Here is a 12,346-nt window from a genome sequence, read left to right as displayed (position 1 = left end):
CGAGCAGGTCGGCGCGGTGACGGTACGAAGCCGGGGGTTCGCGGACCGTTCGCCCGCACCGGCGGTGGCGAACGGTGGCGCGGCGCGCGGCGAACGCCGCGGCGGCGAGGTACGTCGTGCCCTGCCGCCGGGGCCCCGGGCGCGGTTACCCTGCGCCGCCGGAGGTCGCGGTGCGATGTTGCAGGTCTCTCCCCTCGGCGAGCAGGTCGTCAGGGATGCGTCCGGAACGGTGCGGACCCGGTCGTCGCGCACGCTCGCCCTGCTCGGGTTCCTCGTCGTGCACGCACCCGCGCCCCAGGACCGGCACCGCCTCTCCGCGACGTTCTGGCCGGACTCGACCGACGAGCAGGCGCTGACCAACCTGCGGCGCGAGCTGCACCATCTGCGCAGCCTGCTCGGCCCCGGGGCGGGCCTCGTGGTCACGGGGCGGGCGCTGGGCTGGTCCGACACGGCGGACTGCCGGGTCGACGTGCGGGAGTTCGCCCGCGAGGGGGCGGCCGCGCTCGCCGCGGACGCCGCCGGTGACCACGCCGAGGCGCTCGCGCGGGCGGCCGCCGCCGTCGGCTGGTACCGGGGCGACTTCCTCCCCGGCGGCTACGACGACTGGCTGCTGCAGTGCCGGACCGAGCTCGAGGACCGGTGCGTGGAACAGTACGACCTGATCCGCGAGGCGCACGCCCGGGCCGGAGCCCCGGCGGCGGCGATCGAGGCCGCCCGCCGCCGGGTCCGGCTGCGGCCGCTGGAGGAGCTCGGCTACCGCCGGTTGATGGAGCTCCAGGGGGAACTCGGTGATCGTGCCGGAGCCGTGAGCACCTTCCACCACTGCGCCGCGGTCCTCGAACGTGAGCTCGGCGTGGAGCCCGACCCGGACACGCGGGCGGTGCTGGACGGGCTGCTCGTCCGTACCGGCCCACCTGCGGCGCCCCCACCGGCCGCCGGGGCCACCGACCACGCCCGGTCGGGCCTCGCCGTCGCGCGGCTGGTCGGGCGCGCCGACGAGCTCGACCGGTTGCGGGCCGCGTGGCGCAGCGCGACGGGCGGACGTCCGGTGCTCGCGCTCGTCCGGGGTGATGCGGGCGTGGGCAAGTCCCGGTTGGTCGCCGAGGTCGCCGAGACGGCCCGGTCGGGCGGAGCGGTGGTGGCGACGAGCCGGTGCTTCGGCTCCGCGGGGCGCCCGGCACTGGCACCGGTCGCGGACTGGTTGCGCACCCCGGCCGTGCGGGCGGGGCTGACGCGGGTGGACCCGGTCTGGCGCAGCGAGGTCGACCGCCTCGTGCCGTCGGAGACGACCCGGGCACGGCCGGTCGGTGCGGCCCGGCCCGCCGTCGAGGTCTGGCAGCGGCACCGCTTCCTCGAGGGCCTGGCCCGTGCACTGGTCGGCCCGGGGCGCCCGACGTTGCTGGTGCTGGACGACCTGCACTGGTGCGACCCCGAGACGCTGGCGTTCCTGCCGTTCCTGCTGGGGCTGGTCCCCGACGCACCGGTCATGGTCGCCGCGACGGTGCGCCGGGACGGCCCCGACCACGTTCCCGGGCTCGGGGACTGGACGGCGCGGATGCGCGCCGCCGGGCTGCTCACCGAGGTCGAGCTGGGCCCGTTCGAACCGCACGACACGGCGCGGCTCGCCGAGCGGATCTCGGGCCGGCCGGTGACCGACGCGCACGCCGAGCTCCTCCAGGCCACCACCGGCGGGTTCCCGCTGCACGTCGTCGAGGCGGTCCGCAGCGCCCTCGACCCCGGGCCCGGCCCGAGCCCGGCCGGCGGTCTCCCCGCGGTCCTGCGCGCCCGGCTCGAACCCGTGAGCCCCGAGGCCCGCGACCTCGCCGGCCTGGCGGCGGCCGTCGGCCGGAACTTCTCGCTCGACCTGCTCACCGAGGCCGCCGGGCTGGACACCGACGCCGTCGTGCGCGCGGTCGACGAGCTGTGGCGGCGGCGCATCCTGCGGGAGGTCCCCGACGGGTACGACTTCTCCCACGACCTGATCCGGGACGAGGCCTACGCACAGGTCAGCCCGCCGAAGCGGTGGTTGCTGCACCGCCGCGTGGCGCACGGTCTCGAGCTGTTGCACCCCGGCGACCCCGACGCCGTCTCGGCCCAGCTCGCCGAGCAGTACGCCCGCGGCGGGCGCGCCGAGCAGGCGGTGGAGCACTACCAGCGGGCGGCGGGGGTGGCGGCGCGGACGTTCGCCCACGGTGAGGCCGTCCGGCTGCTGTCCGAGGCGCTCGCCGTCGTGCGCGGGTGGCCGGAGAGCCGTGCCCGGTCCGAGCGGGAGCTCGCGGTGCTCGAGGCGATGGCCGCACCGCTCAACGCCCGTGACGGCTACTCCTCCCCGCACCTGCGCACGACCTTGGAACGGTCGATCGACCTCGCGGAGTCACTGGGGCGGCCGGGCTCGGCGACGCGGGCACTCGTCGGGCTCTGGACGTCGTTGTTCGTGCAGGGCCGGACCGCCGACGCGCACCGCACCGCCACCCGCGCCCTGGCCCGGGTGGCGTCGGGCTCCGAGCTCGGGGCGGCCACCCACTTCGCCTTCGGCGGCTCCGCGGTCAGCCTCGGGCGGCCCGCCGAGGGGCTCGAGCACCTGCACCGGGCGACGGAGCACGGCGGTGCGTTCTCCCCGCTGAGCGTGGGCAACCGGCCTGACGTGCACAGCCGGGCGTGGGCGGCCCACGCGCACTGGCTGCTCGGCGAGGACGAGCACGCGCTGGCCGACGCCGGTGAGGCCGTCGCGCTCGCCCGCGCGGCCGAGCACCCCTACAGCCTCGCCGTGGCCCTGGCCTACGCCGGCCTCACCCATCAGCTGCGCCGGGACACCGGGGCGCTGGCCGAGACGGTCGAGGAGCTGCGCGAGCTGTGCGAGCGGAACAGGTTCGCCTACTACCGGGAGTGGGCGCTGATCCTGCAGGGCTGGCAGCACGGCGGGGCGGAGGGCGTCGAGCTGGCCCACCGCGGCGTCGAGAACCTGACCCGCGCCGGGTCCTTCGCCCGGATGCCCTACTGGCTGTCGCTCCTCGCCGACGTCTCCGCCCGGGCGGAGAGGCCCGACGCCGCGCGCGCCGGACTCGACGCCGCCCTGGTCGCCGCGGAGCTGCGCGACGACCGGTGGTGGTTGCCCGAGGTCATGCGGATGCGGGCCGCCTACGACGACGGACCGGCCGCGGCGGCGCGCCTGCGGGCGGCCGCGCGGCTGGCGTCCGACCACGGCAGCATCGCGCTGCTCCGGCGGTGCCGCGACGACCTCACCGCCCGCGCCGTCCCCGTGCCGGTGACCGAGGTGCGCCCGAGGCCGTGAGCCGGTGGCACACGGCGGTGGACCCCGGGGCGGTGCCCGCCCGCCGGCGTTCTCCTGGTCACGCAGCGGCGAGCAGCGAGCGACCCGCATCGGTGAGGTGCGGCCGCAGCGGTGCAGGACCGGAGGCCTCGACGAGCCCGGCGTCGGCCAGCCGCACGCCGGCGAACTGTTCGCAGAAGCACAGACCGTCGATGGTGAGCGAGTGACACGTGTCGTCGGCGACGGTGCAGCGGTCGGCGGCGATCGCGTGCAGCACGGCACGGTCGCGGCCGCTCAACCGGGGAAGCCCTGTGGTGCTCATGATCGCCGCTCCGTCCCTGTGCTCCGGTCCGATCGGAGATCGTTCGGACCGGTCCAGGATGGTCCGGAGGAGCGGCCCGGACCATCGAGCCGTCCCTACCGCGCGGCGGGTCGACCCGCCGGCCACAGGTAGGGACAACCCGCCCGTGCGTGGTTATCGCGGTCCTGACCGCGATAACCACTCACAGGCGCAGTCGGTAGAACCGCCAGAACCCGAAGTCCTCGATCGGCAGGACCTCGACTCCCGTGAAGCCGGCGCGGGCGGCGTAGTCCCGCACGGTCGAGGCGCGGATGACGGTGCCGGTCGCGGCGGAGGGCTCGTGCGACCGGGAGTCCGGCAGGCAGATCAGCGTGCTGAACCCGTAGAGCAGGCGTTCCACGTCGCCGGCCGGTGCGTGGAACTCGTCCTCGGCCGCCTCGTCCATCACGATCACGACGCCGTCCGGGCGCAGGGCGTGGCGGGCCGCGGTGAGGAACTCCACGGGGTGCGGCAGGTCGTGCAGGCACTCGAACGCGAACACCGCGTCGAACGCGCCCGCGGGCAGGCTCGTGGCGGCGTCACCGGTGGTGAACGTGACCCGGTCGGCGAGCCCGGCCGCGGCGGTGTGGGCGGTCGCCGCCGCGGTCGACGGCGGGTCGGGGTCGACGCCGTGCACGGTGGCGCCGGGGTAGGCGCGGCCCAGCGCGATCGCCGACCACCCCTCGCCGCAGCCGAGGTCGGCGATCGCGGCGCCGGGACGGTCGAGCAGGCGGTGCAGGTCGGGGACGCCGGCGAGCGCACCGGCGAGCTCGTGCTCGTACCAGGGACGGTTCATGTCGGCCTGCCCGGTGCGGGCGTCGGGCCCGAACCGCGCCCAGCTCACCCCGCCACCGGCGCGGTAGACCTCGGCCAGCGCGGGCAGCTGCACGGCCGCGGCACCGACGAACCGGGTCAGCGGGGCGAGGTGGTTGAGGCTGTCCGGATCGGTGAGGACCTCCGCGGCCCCGGCGTCGAGTCGGAAACGCCGGGGCAGCTGCGGCCCGGCGGGGTCGACGACGGTCAGGATCCCCGACGCCGCCTGCTGCTCGAGCCACTCGCGGGCGTAGCGGGCGTCGGTGCGGGTGCGCTCCGCCAGCTCGTCGGGGGAGAGCGGGCCGGAGCCGGCGAGCGCCCGGTACCAGCCCAGCCGGTCGCCGAGGTAGATCGTGAGCACGTCGAACGCGCCGAGCGTCGCCGCGAGGACACGTTCGGCGACGGCGTCGGCCGTCGCCGGCGTGCTCCCCTCCGCCCCGGTCGCCGCGCCCATGTCCACGGTGGTCTCCGTCGTCTCCGCCATCGCCGTCTCCCTCGGCCGCTGCTGGGGGACCGACTGTGGACCGCCGCGCGGGACCGGCAGCGGGGCCGGCCGGGATTTCCCCAACCTTGGGTAACCCGTACGGCCGGGCCGGTGGCTCAGCCGGCGGAGGCGGTGCGGATGTCGACCGGGATGTTCGGGGTGCCGTCGCCGGAGCCGACGGACTCACCGCCCTGCGCCACCTCGTCCAGGGTGGCCAGGCCCTGCGGGCCGATCGAGCCGAAGACCGTGTAGTTCGGCGGGAGCTGGGCGTCGCCGTAGATCATGAAGAACTGGCTGCCGTTGGTGTCGGGGCCGGCGTTGGCCATCGCCAGCAGGCCACGCCCGTAAGTGAGCTCGGGGAAGACCTCGTCGGCGAAGGAGTAGCCGGGACCGCCGTTGCCGCGGCCGGTCGGGTCACCGCACTGCAGCACCTGCAGGCCCGGGCTGGTGGTGAGCCGGTGGCAGGACGTGTCGTTGTAGAAGCCCTGCTGCACGAGGTGCACGAAGCTGTTCACCGTGCACGGCGCGAGCGCGCGGTCCAGGGTGAGGTCGACCGGGCCGGCGCTGGTCTCCAGCGTCGCCGGCGTGGTGCCCTCGGCGCTGACCTGGCCGCCCGCGGGCGGGGCCACCGGCTTCGACGCCGGTTCGGGTGAGGCGGGGTAGGAGCAGTCCACCGAGGCCGGCAGCGCGGTCGGGCGCTGCGGCAGGGGTGCCGTGGGCAGCCCGGAGGTGTCCGGGCCGCCGCCCTGGGCCGCGGCGGCCGGGTCGGTGCCATCCGGGCCGGACCAGGCCGAGGCCACCAGGTAGACCGCGCCGGCCACCAGCGCGACCACCACCACCGTCGCGACGGCGGCGATCGTCGTCGTCCGCTTGCGCTTCTCGGCCCGTTCGACCCGATGGGCCTGCTGGGCAGCCAGCTTCCGCTTCGCCGCCTCCCGCCGCTGCTCGTTCGTCGCCACGCCCGTAACCCTTCGACCCGATCAGTTGCTCTTGATCACTCACTCGCGTCCGGGAGGGTAGCGGGCCCACCTGAGAGCGAATCTGAGAGACGGCGGTTCTACGCTGGAGGGACCCGCGTCGAGAGGGCGTCGGGGTGGAGAGCACCCGAGTGGAGAGGACGCCGACGTGACCGCAGTGCCCCCCGTCGAGCAGCGGGCGGACGACCGGGCGCGCAGGCCCGAGCCGTTCGCCGCGCCGAAGGGCATCCCGGAGTACCTGCCGCCGGACTCGGCCGGGTTCGTCCATGTCCGGGACACCCTCGCCGCGGCCGCCGCGCGCGCCGGGTACGGGCACATCGAACTGCCGATCTTCGAGGAGACCGGCCTGTTCGCGCGGGGGGTGGGCGAGTCCACCGACGTGGTGTCCAAGGAGATGTACACCTTCGCCGACCGGGGCGAACGGTCGGTGACGCTGCGGCCGGAGGGGACCGCGGGCGTCGTCCGCTCGGTGATCGAGCACAGCGCCGACAAGCAGGGCCTGCCGGTCAAGCTGCGCTACAGCGGGCCGTTCTTCCGCTACGAGCGCCCGCAGGCCGGTCGCTACCGGCAGCTGCAGCAGGTCGGCGTCGAGGCGATCGGGATCGACGACCCGGCACTCGACGCCGAGGTCATCGCGATCGCCGACGAGGGCTTCAAGGCACTGGGGCTGACCGGGTACCGGCTGGAGATCACCTCGCTCGGCGACGCCGACTGCCGTCCGGCCTACCGGGCCCGGTTGCAGGACTACCTCGCCGGGCTCGACCTCGACGAGCCGACCAGGGCCCGCGCGCAGATCAACCCGCTGCGGGTGCTGGACGACAAGCGTCCCGAGGTGCGGGCCGCGATGGCGCAGGCGCCGCTGCTCATGGACCACCTGTCGGAGGCGTCGGCCGAGCACCACGCGCAGGTGCTGGCCCACCTCGACGACCTCGGGATCGCCTACACGCCGAACCCGCGGATGGTGCGCGGCCTGGACTACTACACGAAGACGACCTTCGAGTTCGTCCACGACGGCCTCGGCGCGCAGTCCGGGATCGGTGGCGGTGGCCGCTACGACGGCCTGATGGCCACCCTCGGCGGTCCGGAGCTGTCCGGGATCGGGTTCGGCATCGGGGTCGACCGGACGTTGCTGGCCTGCGGTGTCGAGGGCGTCCGGCCGTGGTCGACCGCCCGCGCCGAGGTCTTCGGGGTGCCGCTGGGCGACGCCGCGAAGCGCCGCCTGGTGACGATCGCGGCCGGGCTGCGGGCCCGCGGCGTGCGGGTCGACCTGTCCTACGGCGGCCGCGGCCTGAAGGGCGCGATGAAGTCCGCCGACCGCTCCGGCGCACGGTTCGCCCTGGTGCTGGGCGAGCGCGACCTGGCGGGCGGGTCGATCGGTCTCAAGGACCTGGTATCCGGCGAGCAGCAGGACGTGTCGCTGGACGCGGTGGTCGACACCGTGGCCACCGCGGTCGCGGCCGAGCTGGGCTGAGCGCCCTCGTGGCGGGGGAGGACCGCGAGCGCTGGGACGCGAAGCACCGCGCCCTCGGCACCGGCACGCCGCTGCCCCCGGACGCGCTGCGCGGCCACCTCGACCTCGTGCCGGACCGGGGCCGGGCGCTCGACGTGGCCTGCGGTCGCGGCGCCGTCGCGGTCTGGCTGGCGGGCCGCGGGCTGGACGTGGTCGCCGTCGACGTGTCGCCGGCCGGCCTGGCGGCGGGCGGCGAGCTGGCCACCGCCGAGCAGCCGCCCGGGCGGATCCGGTGGGTGGAGGCCGACCTCGACGACGGGTTTCCGGTGGAGGACGGCGTCTACGACGTGGTCGTCTGCCAGCGGTTCCGGGCGCCTGCGCTGTACCCGGCGCTGGCGGCGGCCGTCGCGCCCGGCGGGCTGCTCGCGATCAGCGTGCTCTCCGAGGTCGGGGACGCGGGCGGCCGGTTCCGCGCCGGGCCCGGTGAGCTGGTCCGGGCCTTCGGCGAGCTGGAGATCGTGGCGCACCACGAGGACGCCGGCGAGGCGCACCTGCTGGCCCGCCGCCCGCCCCGCGAGACCTGACCGGCCCGCCCGGCCCTGTGGACCTGCCCGCCCCTGTCGACCTGCCGGCCCTTTCGACCTGCCCGGCCCGGCACCGCGTCGTGCGGATCCCGCCGAGATGCAGCTCAGCGCGATGTGTCGATCTCCACGGAGCGCTGAGCTGCATGTCGACGAGGGAGGTGGGCCCGGGTGGCCGGCGGGTCAGCGGCGTGCCACGACCAGCGCGGCCAGCCCCGTCGTCACCGGGACGGCGGCGACCAGGCCGATGCTGCCCACCAGCGTCCGGACGATCTCGGTGGCGACGTCCTGGCTGGTCAGCACCTCGGTGACCCCGCCGGCGGCGACGGTGAACAGCAGCAGCAGCGGCAGCGCCGCACCGGCGTAGGCCAGCACCAGGGTGTTGACCGCGGACGCGACGTGGTCCCGCCCGATCCGCATCCCGGCGGCGAACAGGTCCCGCGCCCCGAGCTGCGGGTTCGCCGCGCCGAGCTCCCACACCGCGGAGGCCTGGGTGACCGTGACGTCGTCCAGGGCACCCAGGGCGCCGATCACCAGCCCGGCGAGCACGAGCCCGCGGGGGTCGATCGGCACCCCTGGGCCGAGCGTGCCGATCAGGTTCGCGGTGGTGTCGTCGAGCCCGGTCAGCCGGGTGGCCGCGGTGAACGCGGAGCCGAGGACCCCGATCAGGGCCAGCGACGCCAGCGTCCCCAGGACCGCGCAGGAGGTCCGCGCGCTGAACCCGTGTGTCAGGTACAGCACCGCGAACATGATCAGGCACGCCCCGGTGACGGCGACGGCGAGCGGCGGGTTCCCGGACAGGATCGACGGCAGCACGAACCACAGCAGCACCGCGAAGCTCAGCAGCAGCCCCACCAGCGCGGCGAGCCCGCGCAGCCGGCCGAGCAGCACGACGGCGAGCGCGAACGCCGCCGCCAGCCAGCCCAGCGCGGGGGCGCGCTGGAAGTCGTTGAGCTGGTAGGAGCCGGGCTCGTCCGGGTTGCCGCCGGACCAGCCGAGCGTGACCGGGTCGCCGACGGCGAAGCGCGGGCTGGACGGCTCGTTCGGCATCAGCTGCACGAGGCTGCGCCCGGCGCGCGGGCCGTCGCTCATCGCCACGGTGACACCGGTGCACCCGCCGTCCCCGGCGCCGGGGGAGCAGTCGGCGACCTGCACGGCGGTCACCTCGCCGTGCACCTGCTGGGTCGGGGCCAGGTCCGGGGCCGGGACCGGTCCCGGCCAGAGCAGCGCCACCCCGGCCAGCGTCGCGAGCGCGCACGGGACGAGCAGTGCGATCAACAGGTTCCGGACCCGCCGGCCGGCTGGGCTCGCCGCGCCGTGCCCGTGGCCGTGTCCGTGGCCCTCACCGAGCCCATCACCGGGACCGAGCCCACCACCGGGAGCGGGCGCGTCGCCGGCGCCCTGCCCACCGCCGGGAGCGGGTCCGTCACCGGGGCGGTGCCCGGTGCTCCGGCCCCGGCCGCGGGCGTGTCCGGCGGCTGCCGCGTCGCCGTCCGCCGCCGGGGGAGTGGTGCGCCGGGCGCGGCGGTTCCGCGGAACGAGGACGTCGGCCCCAGTGCGCCGCACGGTGTCGCGGGACGGGGATGCGTCGGCGTCCGCGGCGGCGGGGCAGTCGGCCCAGTCGGTCACCTCGGCCCGGTCGGTGCCCGAGGCGGGCGAGGCCGGGTCGTCGGCCGGCGCCGGTGCGGCGGGATCGCCTCCACCCGCGCCCGCATCGGCGCGGCGGCGGGCGGCCCGGCGCCCGGTGCCGCGCGGACCGGGCGGCACCGGAGGCCCGATCGGCGCGGTGTGGTCGGAGCCGGACCCGGGGTCCGGGCGTGGCCCGGCGGCCTCGGTGGCGGGCCGGGAGCCGTCGCGGGTGCGGTGCCGGTCGCCGCCGGGCTGCCGGTCGGGGGCCGGCCGGTGGTCATCGCGGACACCGCCGGCCCGGTCCTCGGCCCGGCGCCGCCCGCCCCGCCGGCGCGGCGGGTCCGGTCGTGACCGGGCCCGGCGCTGCGGGTCGCCGTCCGATGCGTCCGGGTGGTGGGGCTCGGGCGGGTGCACGTCGGCATCCTCGCAGCCCCCGCGTGGGTCGCCGACCGGTGCTCGTCTGAAGGGCACCGTTCGGCGACCACCGGTTGCCCGATGTTCGAACTTGTGTTCGACTATGGAGGTGCGGTGGGACGGACAGCAGGTGGGGATCGACGGGATCGGCGCCGATGCGGCGCTGCCGGGCATGCGCGGGCTGTTGCGCAGCGTGCGGACCCCGGAGTTCGCGGGGACGGTGTTCCACGAGGTGGAGGCGCGCTCGGCACTGAACCGGGTGGCGTCGTCGTCGCCGGTGCCGTTCGGCTGGACGGTGAACCCGTACCGGGGCTGCAGCCATGCCTGCACCTACTGTCTCGAGGGCTCGACCCCGGTGCTGACCGCCGACGGCCGTTCCCGGCCGATCGCGGAACTGCGCGCGGGTGACGAGGTCGTGGGCACCGTGGCGGACGGTGCGGGGCGGCGCCGGTTCGTCCGCACCCCGGTGCTCGCGCACTGGACCACGCGCCGTCGCGCGCAGCGGGTCACGCTGGACGACGGGACGGTGCTGGTCACCTCCGCGGAACACCGCTTCCTGACCCGCGACGGCTGGGCGCACGTCCGCCCCGGTCGGTGCCGGTCCGCGGCGGAGCGCCCGCACCTGCGTCCGGGCTCGGCGCTGGTCGGGCCGGGCGCCGCGGCCGTGCCGCCGGGCCGCGGGGCGACGGGTACCCGGCCGGTGGGATCCGGCGCAGCGGGACCCGGCGCGGTGGGGCCCGGCGCGGTGGGATCCGGCGTGGTGGGATCCAGCGCGGAGGGCTACGAGCAGGGGTATCTCTGTGGCCTGGTCCGCGCCGATGCGGTCCGCACCCGGGTGCGGGCCGAACCGTTCCCGTCGGCGTGGGTGGAACTGGAGGCGCTCGTCCGCGCCCACCACCTGGTGACGGCCCGGCGCGCGGCGGCGTCCGCGCCGGGGCCCGGGTGGTCCGCGCCGGAGCCCGGGTGGTCCGGTCCGGGCACCCCGCAGGCACCGGTCCCGGGCCGGGACCCGTCGCCGACGGCCTGGCCGGAGCGGCCCGGCGCCGGCTGGAGCGCGGGGTTCCTCGGCGGCGTGCTCGACGCCTGCGGCGAGGTGAGCGCGGGCGTGCTGCGGATCGTGCCCGGCGACGAGCAGCTCACCCGGGCGACCGTGGAGGCGCTGCGCCGGCTGCGGTTCCGGGTCGCGTCCGAACCGTCGGCCCGGGCGGGGGTGCGGGCCCTGCGCGTGCTGGGCGGGGCCGCCGAGCAGCTGCGCCTGGTCGCGGTCGCCGACCCGGCCGTCGCCCGGGTCCGCGACGTCACCGGCGCGCTCGTGGAGGAGCCACCGGACGGTGCCCCACGCGTCGTCGACGTCCACGACACCGGCGAGATCCTGCCGATGTGCGACATCACGACCGGCACCGGTGACTTCGTCGCGGCCGGCGTCGTGAGTCACAACTGCTTCGCCCGCAACACCCACACCTACCTGGATCTCGACGCGGGTGCCGACTTCGACTCGCAGATCGTGGTCAAGGTGAACGTGGCCCGCGTGCTGCAGCGCGAGCTCGCCCGGCCGGGCTGGCGGCGTGAGCACGTCGCGATGGGCACCAACACCGACCCCTACCAGCGCGCCGAGGGCCGCTACCGGCTCATGCCCGGGGTGATCTCCGCACTGGCCCGGTCCGGCACCCCGTTCTCGATCCTGACCAAGGGCACCGTGCTGCAGCGGGACCTGCCCGAGCTGACCGCGGCGAGCGCCGACGTCGGTGTCGGCACCGGCGTCTCGATCGCGCTCCTCGACCGCGAACTGCAGGCCCGGCTCGAACCGGGCACGCCGAGCCCGCGGGCCCGGCTCGACCTGGTCCGCCGGATCACCGACGCGGGCCTTCCGTGCAGCGTGATGGTCGCGCCCGTGCTGCCCTGGCTGACCGACTCGGAGGAGGCGCTGGACACGCTGCTCGGCGAGATCGCCGCGGCCGGCGCGACGGGGGCGACGGTGCTGGCGCTGCACCTGCGCCCCGGCACCCGGGAGTGGTTCCTGGGATGGCTGGGCCGGGAGTACCCGGCGTTGCTGCCGCGCTACGAGCGGCTCTACCGCCGCGGCGCCTACGCCGGCCGGGACCACCGCGAGGCGCTGCACCGCCGGGTCGTCCCGCTGCTCGCCCGGCACGGGCTGGACCGGGAACGCCCGTGCGGCCGGTGCGGGGCGGGGTCGGATCGGGCACACCCGTCCAGCGGTCGGCCGGACCGCCGGCGGAGCCCCCGGCGCAGCAGCTGAGCCTGCTGTGAGGCTCCGGCGTCGCGCCCCCGGTGCACCCCGGGTGCGCTCCCCGGGTCGGCGCCCGGGCCGTCGTCGTCACCACCCGCCGGTTCCGGGTCGGGCATCCGAAGCCTGGTCGCCGACCGGC

At 76.6% G+C, this 12,346-nt stretch carries 8 protein-coding genes; 4 read left to right on the top strand and 4 right to left on the bottom strand.

Features of this window, described 5'->3' with window-relative positions:
- Positions 1 to 175: 175 nt before the first annotated feature.
- Positions 176 to 3,292 carry an ATP-binding protein gene (locus BM093_RS17675; protein ID WP_093344657.1) on the top strand — a complete coding sequence of 1,039 codons (3,117 nt, stop codon included), beginning with the start codon at positions 176 to 178 and terminating at the stop codon, positions 3,290 to 3,292.
- Positions 3,293 to 3,350: 58 nt separating this feature from the next.
- Here BM093_RS17675 and BM093_RS17670 read toward each other — a convergent pair whose 3' ends face one another.
- The 3 genes from BM093_RS17670 to BM093_RS17660 all read right to left on the bottom strand — a co-directional run bounded on the left by BM093_RS17670 (position 3,351) and on the right by BM093_RS17660 (position 5,867).
- A complete protein-coding gene (locus BM093_RS17670; RefSeq protein WP_143105417.1) occupies positions 3,351 to 3,593 on the bottom strand; it encodes a hypothetical protein in 243 nt (80 codons plus the stop codon).
- A gap of 181 nt (positions 3,594 to 3,774) precedes the next feature.
- Positions 3,775 to 4,908: a class I SAM-dependent methyltransferase gene (locus BM093_RS17665; RefSeq protein WP_218162811.1), complete on the bottom strand. Its 1,134-nt coding sequence runs from the start codon at positions 4,906 to 4,908 to the stop codon at positions 3,775 to 3,777.
- Positions 4,909 to 5,024: 116 nt separating this feature from the next.
- Positions 5,025 to 5,867, bottom strand: a complete 843-nt coding sequence (locus BM093_RS17660; RefSeq protein ID WP_093344646.1) for a peptidylprolyl isomerase — start codon at positions 5,865 to 5,867, stop codon at positions 5,025 to 5,027.
- Between the two features lie 175 nt (positions 5,868 to 6,042).
- Here BM093_RS17660 and hisS point away from each other — a divergent pair, with 175 nt between their 5' ends.
- The gene (hisS, locus tag BM093_RS17655; protein ID WP_093344805.1) at positions 6,043 to 7,356 is read left to right on the top strand and encodes a histidine--tRNA ligase; all 1,314 of its coding nucleotides are present in this window, start codon (positions 6,043 to 6,045) and stop codon (positions 7,354 to 7,356) included.
- A gap of 8 nt (positions 7,357 to 7,364) precedes the next feature.
- Positions 7,365 to 7,919, top strand: a complete 555-nt coding sequence (locus BM093_RS17650) for a class I SAM-dependent methyltransferase (protein ID WP_093344641.1) — start codon at positions 7,365 to 7,367, stop codon at positions 7,917 to 7,919.
- A 180-nt stretch (positions 7,920 to 8,099) separates the two neighbouring features.
- Here the strand turns inward: BM093_RS17650 and BM093_RS17645 are convergent, their stop codons facing one another.
- Positions 8,100 to 9,959, bottom strand: a complete 1,860-nt coding sequence (locus BM093_RS17645; protein WP_245773595.1) for a YibE/F family protein — start codon at positions 9,957 to 9,959, stop codon at positions 8,100 to 8,102.
- Positions 9,960 to 10,068: 109 nt separating this feature from the next.
- On the opposite strand from BM093_RS17645, the gene BM093_RS36660 reads away from it, so the two are divergent.
- Complete coding sequence (locus BM093_RS36660; RefSeq protein ID WP_218162810.1) at positions 10,069 to 12,216, top strand: intein-containing Rv2578c family radical SAM protein; 2,148 nt, start codon at positions 10,069 to 10,071, stop codon at positions 12,214 to 12,216.
- Positions 12,217 to 12,346: the final 130 nt, after the last annotated feature.

Source organism: Pseudonocardia ammonioxydans, from assembly GCF_900115005.1.
In the GTDB taxonomy this organism is placed as follows: Bacteria; Actinomycetota; Actinomycetes; order Mycobacteriales; family Pseudonocardiaceae; genus Pseudonocardia; species Pseudonocardia ammonioxydans.
Note: the sequence above shows the minus strand (reverse complement) of the source record. Positions and strands in the feature narration are given on the sequence as shown.

Excerpts from the sequence above, each read along its gene's own strand:
- BM093_RS17670 (WP_143105417.1), bottom strand. The coding sequence starts at position 3,593 with ATGAGCACCACAGGGCTTCCCCGGTTGAGCGGCCGCGACCGTGCCGTG.
- BM093_RS17675 (WP_093344657.1), top strand. The coding sequence starts at position 176 with ATGTTGCAGGTCTCTCCCCTCGGCGAGCAGGTCGTCAGGGATGCGTCC.
- BM093_RS17665 (WP_218162811.1), bottom strand. The coding sequence starts at position 4,908 with ATGGCGGAGACGACGGAGACCACCGTGGACATGGGCGCGGCGACCGGG.